Origin of the sequence: Collinsella sp. CLA-ER-H4, from assembly GCF_040092395.1 — a bacterium.
GTDB lineage: Bacteria > Actinomycetota > Coriobacteriia > Coriobacteriales > Coriobacteriaceae > Collinsella.
In genome coordinates, this window is sequence record NZ_JBBNLQ010000014.1 from 45,049 (window position 1) to 54,177 (window position 9,129).

Sequence of the window (9,129 nt, forward strand, 5' to 3'; positions counted from 1 at the left end):
TCACCAGCATTCGTCCAATCATCGCGGGGACGGCCCGCGGCGAATAGAAAGGAACGACCATGGACATCACCAGGAACATGAACGGAGTCAGAGCGCTCGTCGTGGGCACAGGGCTCGCGCTCGCGCTCGCAATGAGCGCCGCCCCGACGCCAGCTATGGCAGCCGGGCGCGTTGGAACCACGAAGGTAATGGTCAGGACCGAGATCGACAACGTTGAGTTCAAAGTTCCGACGGTTATTCCCTTCGTCGCCAAGGCCGACGGCACGCTTCAGGGCCCCTCAGAAGACGCGACCACCATCGACAATCATTCGGCCTACGGCATCCATGTCACCAACATGAAGATCGACGCCATGAACACCTGGACCATTGCCGCCGACGCCAAGGCCGGAACCGCGCAGAACTCCATCGACTTTAAGGTCGGCCCCGACGGCGCGCTCCAGAACGCCAGCGCCGCAATGCAGGGGACGGGCCTCGATCTTTCCAAGAATGCAGCCTTCGACATGGGCTACCAGGGCATTGCCGGCGGCACGGACAAAATCAAGCTCAAGACAAGCGGAAACGTTGCCCGCGTCACGCGCGACATCTTCCGCGTAACCGGCGAAGGCGATCAGGTTGCGACGATCACCTGGACGGTCGAGCCCGGTGCGCACACGGCATAAGGCCGTCGCCCTGGCCGCCGCCGTCAGCATCCTAGCGTTTGGGCCAGCCATGGCCTTTGCCCAGCAAGAACAGGCGCAGGCCGCCACGCAAGTGACGGTCGACCTCTCGGAGCTCGACCGCGACGACCGCGAGGAACCGTTGGCGCAGACAGGCGACAGACGATGGCTCTTGGCAGCAGGCGCCACAGCAGCAGGCGCAGGAACCGCCGGCCTCGGTCTGCACATCAAACGCAGCCAGAAACAAAACATGGACAGGCCGCACTAAATTAGCTAAGGAGACCCCATGGCATCGAAGAACCTTTTGCCCGTCGTCGCACTCTGCGGCGCGCTCGCAACCGGAACGCCTGTCGCCGCTTGGGCGACTCCCGTCATGGCAGACTCCTTACCAGCAGTCCTAAGTTCCGCACCAAATCCGTCGAGCGCCATTGCGTGCAAGCGTTTTTCGATCGCACAGGCCGCGATCTCAACCTCGGGATGCCTTCGTCGTAATACGGACGGCTCGATAGTCGTGGATATCAATCGTTCGAACAAGGCAAACGGCTCCCAGGCGGGGTGCGCCGTCTGCACGTGGCGCTCGGTTATGCTCGATGCAGATGGCGATCCATGCAATTTAGAGCTGCGCATCGACATCGCTTCGGTCGATGACTCGGCGAACGGAGCGAAGGTCGCCTTCGACGGTACGTTTTTTGAGAAAGGAGGCGGTATATGTCTGGGCTGCGCCGCCGCGAATGCAGACGAAACGCAGCCCACCCTCTCATTCACGGCATCGTTGCGGCTGACCAAAGCCGGCACCGATGCCATCGCGGCGGGAGAAGCGTCCCTGCTGTTCTACGCCGTCAGCGCCAAAGACACAGACGCTCATTTCGAGAAGCCAGCCGGATCACTCAGCCTTACACGAGGGATAGAGACAGGCCCTATTGAAATCGATGCCCACGCGCAAAGCAGGCAACGCATTCTTGCCGACCCGGCGCTTCTCGAAATGGAGTGGAACGGATCCGGAGCCATCGGAATTCTTCCCTCCGCGCTTGACGCCAAGACGCTCCCCTCAAACGACGAACCCATCAACGCAACCATACAAGAAGAGAGCGCGGACAAAGAAGCAGGTGCGGGCGACACGCCGTCGCCGACAAACAGCATCCCAGCTTCTCTCGAAGCACCGAATGAGCCCGCTAACGATCCAAACGATCCCGAGCTCGCGGACAGTCTGGGGCTTGCTGATCCTCAAGAGATCGATGAAGGTAACTGCTGCGTGCTTGCCGCGCTCGACCACACAGAGGTCATCGACGCTGCGAACATCGAAGTTGCCGCCGCCAATCAGCCCGTCCGCAAGTCGGCCATCATCGCATTTCCTGAATCCATCGAAGTCGTCTTTTTGCCATCGGGCGAGGTCGTGGCCCCAACACTGCTCACCTTGTTGGGCGCCAAGAATACTCGAAACGAAATTAAAAAGGTCACGGTTGTCGACCCTGCAACCACCGCCAAGCTGCGTCTATACGCCGTTGCTCCAGACGGAGGCAAGACCTTGGAATTCGATGGCGACACACTCCTAGCCTGGCGACGTCTGGACATTATGCAAGACGTCTCATATCAGATCGAACTCGAAGGGTTTGATCGTGCCCGCGATGCCAATATCATCGCCGCGGCTATTGAATTCCCGCAGCGGCTTATGACACTGCGCTTTGAATACTATCCCTATGTCCCGACAACCACCTGAGGCTTAAATGCTGCGCGTCGTTGCTAATACCACTTATATAACGTATTAGATGAGTCGCGATGTACCTCGCATTCCACTCTGCTACGATTGCCATGTTGGCATCAATACGGGAGGGCTCATGCCGGGCTTGGGAACAATCATCAACGTTGTGCTTTTAGTTGCGGGCGGTCTTTTGGGATTAGCGGGCGGCCGCTTCATTACACCGCGCATCCAAGACACGCTCATGAAAGCATCGGGGCTGTGCGTCCTGTTTATCGGCCTTGGCGGCACCATGCAAAAGATGCTCCTTATCGATGGAAAGGCGCTGGCGACCACTGGTACCACCATGCTCATTGTCTCGTTCGCCCTCGGCTCGCTCATCGGCGAGGCCGTCAACTTGGAAGCCGCCATCGAGAACCTTGGCGAATGGCTCAAGCGCAAGACTGGCAGTGAGGGCGATAACGAGTTCACCAACGCTTTTGTCTCGACTTCACTCACCGTGTGTATCGGCGCCATGGCAATTGTGGGATCGATCCAGGACGGCCTGCTCGGCGACTGGTCCACGCTCGCCCTCAAGGGAGCGCTGGACTGCATCATCGTCTGCACCATGACGGCGTCGCTCGGACGCGGCTGCATTTTCTCCGCCCTGCCCGTCGCCGTGTTCCAGGGGACGATCACGTTGTTTGCCGGCGCGCTCTCCCCCATCATGACCACAACAGCCCTCAACAGCCTTTCGCTCGTGGGCTCTATGCTCATCTTCTGCGTCGGCGTCAATCTCATCCGTCCCCAGACCTTCCGCACGGCCAATATGCTCCCCTCCGTTGTCATAGCCGTCATCTACGCCCTCCTGTTCTAAATCTATCTACATAGCGGTATCTCGAACACCTGTTTGATGCTGTGCTATGATATGAGGTCACCGAAGCTGCGTTAGGAGAGGAGAAGCGGTGGCCGACCAGGACATCAAGATGCTCATCGAGCGCATTATGGCCGAGGCCCGGACCCATCAGTCCGCCCGTTTCTCGCATGAAGTCTACGCAGACGAGCCGATTCTCAAAACCGGTCGTCAGATGCAGAACTTCCTTCCCGACCAGTACCGCAAGATGCGCGAGATATCGCGCTGGCAGGATGACCCCAAAGGCGGTGCGGGACGCTGGCTTTCGGAAGCCGAACTTTTCTACCGCCAAGGCCAGCTGATGGCTGACTTTGAGGACGATTGCCCCTATAACGGTACGTTCAAGTCGTACTTCCCAACCTACAACGCCATGAGCGATCGCCAGCTGCGCGGGTACTTTACCTGGCGCGCACGGGTACGCCGCGGAACCGTCGAGGAAACGTCTACGTCCTTTGCCTTTCTGTATCTCTATGAGCTGATTTGCGGCATTGGCGTAGATAATCCGCTCGATGGTTTTAACAAGATCAAGGCTTTTTGGGATGTCTATCGCGCCTTCGAGCCCGGCATCGACCGGTTTGCGCGCGTGTGGCTGCAGGATTACGCCGTGTTCCACGGGCTCGACCCCAAGTTGCTTCGTGACTCTAAAACCGTCATGTTCGATAACGCCCTTATCGAGCTGCGGCGCGCGGCACGAGACCTTGTACCGGCACCGGCACCGTCCGGCCAGACCCCTAAGCGTCGCAAAACCTCCGAGCCCACGCTCCCCCTTCCGCCCGATGAGGTGCGCGAGGAGCGACTCATGGCCGCCATCAACGCCCTCTCCACGTACAACCTAAGTAACTCGCGGCTCGACCGCAGCCACCACCGCGATCTGCGCCACGTGGCATGCGCCGTGTATGTCCGCATGGCGCGCTACTATGACACGCACCGAAAGACCGGCATCGTGGCGAGTTTATTTGGGGAGGAGACGGCCATGCCCTACACCATGTTTGCCTCGGCCGTATTCTTTGCGCCCGAGCGCCACGAGGACTGCGAATATCGCCTGGATCCTATCCATATCTACCGTTGCCAAAACGGCTTTTGGGAATGCATGCGTATCCACGGTAGTAGGCAAAAGAGCAGCAAGCTCGGTGAAATGATGCGCGCCTGCGACCAACGCCTGCGCCTGGCGCTGGACCCCGCCCATCCCCTTAAGGAAGAAAAGGTCCCCAAATATCTGGCCAAGATTATCGATGACGAGATTGTGGCATGGCTTTCGTGGGACGCCGCACACCAGCCCGTCAAGATCGATATCGATCTGAGTCAGCTGGGGCACATTCGGAGCGCCGCTGCGCAAACGCGCGAAGCGCTTTTGATCGATGAAGAGCGCGAGGACGGCGCACCTGTGGAAGCCGAGGCAGCGGACTCAGGGCAACCGGAAGCCGAGCCCGTAGCCGACGCGACGGTCGAGGCGGTCGCGGCACCCATTCGGCAGGACGAGGCCGACGAGCCGACCATATCCACCGAACAGTTTGGTGTCGTGGCACCGCTTCTCGCGCCAACGCCCGCGTTCGCAGCTGCTGCGCCCGCTGACGCCACGAACGAACTCGCACCCGCCGCAAACGCCTATCTCCGCGCACTGCTCGAGCACAACGCAGTACAGGCGGAATCGGCGGTAGTGCAATCGGGGCAGAGCGAGGACATGCTCGTCGATACCATCAACGAGGCGCTCTTTGACCTGGTAGGTGACACCGTAATTGAATTTGGCGCGGCAGGACCGCAAATTATCCAGGACTACGAAGCAGACGTGAGAGGATACCTAGACCATGAGTGATACCGCACCCGCAGCACCCCGCGTGCCCAAGCGCGTCGCTGCCGTCATTCTCAACTCGCTCAAGGGCGGCGTGGTCCCGCGCATCGGCCTTCCCTATATCACCGTGGGACGCGAGGTCGAGATTCGCGCCCTGCTCACCGATCTGAGTCTCATCTCCGACGGTGGCGCGAGCTTCCGCTTTCTGGTCGGTCGTTACGGCGCCGGCAAGAGCTTTTTGCTCCAGACCATCCGCACGCACGCCATGGGCGAGGGATTCGTCGTCGCTGATGCCGACCTGTCGCCCGAGCGCCGCCTGCAAGGCGGTCAGGGGCAGGGCCTTGCCACCTACCGCGAGCTCATCCGCAACATATCGACCAAGACGCGCCCCGAGGGCGGTGCGCTCAACCTTATTCTGGATCGCTGGGTCGCCTCGTGTGCCGACGTCGACGAGTCAGTCGTCAATACCCAACTGGCCCCGCTCGAGGAGATGGTCCACGGCTTTGACTTCACCCGCATGCTCCGCCGCTATCGCACGGCCGTATCCGAGGGCGACGAAGAGGCCATGAGCCGCGTGACCAAATGGATCCGCGGCGAATACCGCACCAAGAGCGAGGCTCGCGCCGAACTGGGCTCCTCGACCATCATCAGCGATGACGACTGGTACGACTACGTCAAACTCATCGCACGCTTTTTGGTCTGCAGCGGCTACAAGGGCATGCTGGTGCTCATCGACGAACTCGTAAATCTGTACAAGATTCCCAACGCCATCACGCGCCAGTACAACTACGAGAAAATCCTCACCATGTACAACGACACGCTCCAGGGCAAGGCGCAGTACTTGGGCATGATCATGGGCGGCACGCCGACCTCCATCGAGGACCGCCGTCGCGGCGTATTCTCCTACGAGGCTCTGCGCAGCCGGCTCGCTCAGGGTCGCTTTGCACGCGAGGACCTTAAGGACATGCTCGCGCCCATCATCCGCTTGCAGCCGCTCACCTACGAGGAGCTACTGGTGCTGATCGAAAAACTCATGCAAATTCACGCCGGCTACTTTGGCTGGACGCCCACGCTTACCGAGAACGACTTGGTGGACTTCCTCAAGATTGAGTTTGGCCGCGTGGGAGCCGATACGCACCTGACGCCTCGCGAGGTCATTCGCGACTTTATCGAGCTGCTCGATATCCTGTGTCAAAACCCCGATGCTAACGTGGCCGAGTTGCTGCAAAGCGTCGGTGGCGACGCGCTGGCGCCGACAGCCGCAACAGACGACACCGGCACCGCAGGCGACGACCGCAACTTCGCCGAGTTCACCATCTAACCTGCCAAAAAGGTCAGGTTTATTTTGGCGGGTTTTATCTGAGCAAACGTTGAAGCAGCAATGCAGCAAGCCACTGCCCACCGCGTTGAGAGATTCGCTTTTGAAGGGAGGCCCCGTGAACGCCTTTGACCGCTACGCCCCGTTTATCCAAGACTTCATTTACTCCCACGACTGGGAGAGCCTGCGCTCCATCCAGGTTGCAGCAGCTGATGCCATCTTTAACACGCAAGATAATGTGCTCCTGACGGCATCCACGGCTTCCGGCAAAACCGAAGCGGCCTTCTTTCCCATCCTGACCGAGTTTTGGGAGAACCCGCCCGCAAGCGTTGGTGCCCTCTACATTGGCCCCCTCAAAGCGCTCATCAATGATCAGTTCGTCCGTCTCAATGACCTATGCGAAGAAGCCGACATCCCCGTCTGGCACTGGCACGGCGATGTCTCGCAGTCGCACAAGGCTAAGCTCATCAAAAAGCCGAGCGGCATCTTGCAGATTACGCCCGAGTCACTCGAGGCGCTCTTAATCCATAAGCACATGGCGATCCCGCGCATGTTTTGCGACCTACGCTACGTCGTCATCGATGAGGTCCACTCGCTCATGCGCGGCGACCGTGGCGGGCAGACACTCTGCCTTATCGAGCGTCTTTCGCGCATGGCGGGCGTACGGCCCCGGCGCATCGGTCTTTCGGCCACCATCGGGGACCCGGAACGCACGGGTGCCTTTCTCTCACAGGGAACGGGGCGCAACTGTGTTATCCCCCGCTTTGAAGAACCGCGCCGCGTATGGCGCATCTCCATGGAGCACTTCTACAACTCGGGCCCCCAGGCACAGCAGCGGGGATTCATGGGCACAGGTCCTCAAGAGGCCGAAGTGCTCGCGTGCGAGCGCATCGAGGCAGCGGCATCCGCGGCGCTGCCGGCCGGTGCCCAAGACATGCGTCACAGCGGACAACTCACGCAAGAGGAGCGCCGCCAACGTCGCGAGCAGGCACGGGGCAAGGCTGCCCCCAAGGACCGTCGCACTTCCTCAGCCCCCGAGGGCGAAGTCGACATCCCGCAGGCAACCGAACAGGCGCTGCTCAACCCCACCGACACCGCACCCGACAACGCCGACCCCGGCATGGGCTACATCTTTGAGCATACCCGCGGCCGCAAGTGCCTGGTCTTTGCCAACTCGCGCGAGGAGGCAGAGGCCGCGTGCTCCATGTTGCGCAGCTACTGCGAGAGCCGGCACGAGCCAGACCGCTTTCTAATCCATCACGGCAACCTTTCGGCATCGCTGCGCGAGACGGCCGAGGAGCTCATGCGCGACGAAGAGCAGGCGCAGACGACCGTCACCACCTCCACGCTGGAGCTCGGCATTGATATCGGTCGCCTGGAGCGCGCGTTCCAGATTGACGCGCCGTTTACCGTCAGCTCCTTTTTGCAGCGCATGGGGCGCACAGGCCGTCGCGACCTTCCGCCCGAGATGTGGTTTGTCATGCGCGAGGAAGAACCCGAGCCGCGCACGATGATGCCCGAAACGATACCCTGGAAGCTCCTGCAGGGCATCGCACTCGTACAACTCTATCGCGAGGAAAAGTGGGTCGAGCCGCCCGAGCTCGATCGACTCCCCTACAGCCTGCTCTACCACCAGACCATGTCGACGCTCGCCAGCACCGGCGAGCTCACGCCGGCCGAGCTTGCTCAGCGCGTGCTCACGCTCAGCTATTTCCACCGCGTCTCGGCCGATGACTATCGCGTACTGCTGCGCCACCTCATCAAGATCGACCATATCCAGGTCACCGAGGGCGGCGGACTCATCGTGGGTCTCGCGGGCGAGCGCATCATTAACAACTTTAAGTTCTACGCCGTATTCCAGGAAAACGAGGAGTTCACCGTTCGTAGCGAGTCGGCCGAATTGGGCACGATCGTCAACCCGCCGCCGCCCGGTGAGCGCATCGCCATCGCCGGACACTGCTGGATTGTCGAGGAAGTGGACTGGAAGCGCCACACCGTCTTTGCCACGCAGGTCAAGGGTCGTGTGCCGGCCTACTTTGGCGACTGCCCCGGTGACATCAATACACACGTACTCGAGCGCATGCGCAAGACGCTCAACGAGCACGCGACATATCCGTACCTCATGGGTAACGCGCGGGCCCGCTTGGCGCAGGCTCGCCATACGGCCGAGATTTCGGGTGCGGGAACCAAGCCACTCATCAACCTGGGTGGCGACACCTGGGTGCTCTTCCCCTGGCTGGGCAGCTACGCCTTTTTGGCACTCGAGCGCATGCTCAAGATTAAGTGCGCCGCGGAGCTGGGCCTTCGCGGACTCGACCCATCACGCCCGTACTTTATGCAGTTTAAGATGAAGGCCGACGAGGAGACGTTCTTTGAGGTGCTCGCCGCCGAGGCCGAAAAGGACTTCGATCCCATCGAGCTCGTCTATCCCGGCGAGGTGCCTTATTTTGATCGCTACGACGAGTACGTTCCCGAGGAGCTCGTGCGCAAGGGCTTTGCCGAAGGCGTGCTCGACATAGAGGGCATGAAGCAGCGCGTCCTCAGTTGGCGCGACCACGCATAAAACTAGTCTTTTCGGCACGGGACTTGTTAACCAGTCTATTCCGCCAGCATCGATAAAACGCTGATATTCCTCGGCATTAAGGCCCACCGATTCAAAGCTAACGCGTACACCCGTAGCCATCAAGAAGGCTCGAAACTTCTGGCAGCTCGTCAATCGATACATCAATTCTTGAAGGCATGTATTCCACCAATTTTTAAAGAAACAACGGCGGTAAT

At 60.2% G+C, this 9,129-nt stretch carries 7 protein-coding genes; all 7 read left to right on the top strand.

The window, feature by feature from the left end; genetic code table 11:
- The first annotated feature begins 59 nt into the window (after positions 1–59).
- Positions 60–659, top strand: coding sequence for a hypothetical protein (locus tag AAAX34_RS08445; protein WP_349110866.1), 600 nt, complete (start codon positions 60–62; stop codon positions 657–659).
- On the top strand, positions 643–924 hold the full coding sequence (locus AAAX34_RS08450) for a hypothetical protein (RefSeq protein ID WP_349110867.1): 282 nt from the start codon (positions 643–645) through the stop codon (positions 922–924). The genes AAAX34_RS08445 and AAAX34_RS08450 overlap by 17 nt, the downstream gene beginning before the upstream one ends.
- Positions 925–942: 18 nt before the next feature.
- On the top strand, positions 943–2,373 hold the full coding sequence (locus AAAX34_RS08455; protein WP_349110869.1) for a hypothetical protein: 1,431 nt from the start codon (positions 943–945) through the stop codon (positions 2,371–2,373).
- A 49-nt stretch (positions 2,374–2,422) separates the two neighbouring features.
- Complete coding sequence (locus tag AAAX34_RS08460) at positions 2,423–3,208, top strand: DUF554 domain-containing protein (RefSeq protein ID WP_349110871.1); 786 nt, start codon at positions 2,423–2,425, stop codon at positions 3,206–3,208.
- An 88-nt stretch (positions 3,209–3,296) separates the two neighbouring features.
- Positions 3,297–5,057 carry a TerB N-terminal domain-containing protein gene (locus AAAX34_RS08465; RefSeq protein WP_349110872.1) on the top strand — a complete coding sequence of 587 codons (1,761 nt, stop codon included), beginning with the start codon at positions 3,297–3,299 and terminating at the stop codon, positions 5,055–5,057.
- Entirely contained in the window at positions 5,050–6,354 is a 1,305-nt protein-coding gene (locus AAAX34_RS08470; protein ID WP_349110874.1) for an ATP-binding protein, read from the top strand. Before AAAX34_RS08465 ends, AAAX34_RS08470 begins: the two co-directional genes overlap by 8 nt.
- A gap of 115 nt (positions 6,355–6,469) precedes the next feature.
- Positions 6,470–8,914 carry a DEAD/DEAH box helicase gene (locus AAAX34_RS08475; RefSeq protein ID WP_349110876.1) on the top strand — a complete coding sequence of 815 codons (2,445 nt, stop codon included), beginning with the start codon at positions 6,470–6,472 and terminating at the stop codon, positions 8,912–8,914.
- The last annotated feature ends 215 nt before the right edge of the window (positions 8,915–9,129 follow it).

What these genes read in the sequence shown, in the direction of transcription:
- AAAX34_RS08445 (WP_349110866.1), top strand. Translation starts at nt 60, where the DNA reads ATGGACATCACCAGGAACATGAACGGAGTCAGAGCGCTCGTCGTGGGC.
- AAAX34_RS08455 (WP_349110869.1), top strand. Translation starts at nt 943, where the DNA reads ATGGCATCGAAGAACCTTTTGCCCGTCGTCGCACTCTGCGGCGCGCTC.
- AAAX34_RS08460 (WP_349110871.1), top strand. Translation starts at nt 2,423, where the DNA reads ATGAGTCGCGATGTACCTCGCATTCCACTCTGCTACGATTGCCATGTT.
- AAAX34_RS08470 (WP_349110874.1), top strand. Translation starts at nt 5,050, where the DNA reads ATGAGTGATACCGCACCCGCAGCACCCCGCGTGCCCAAGCGCGTCGCT.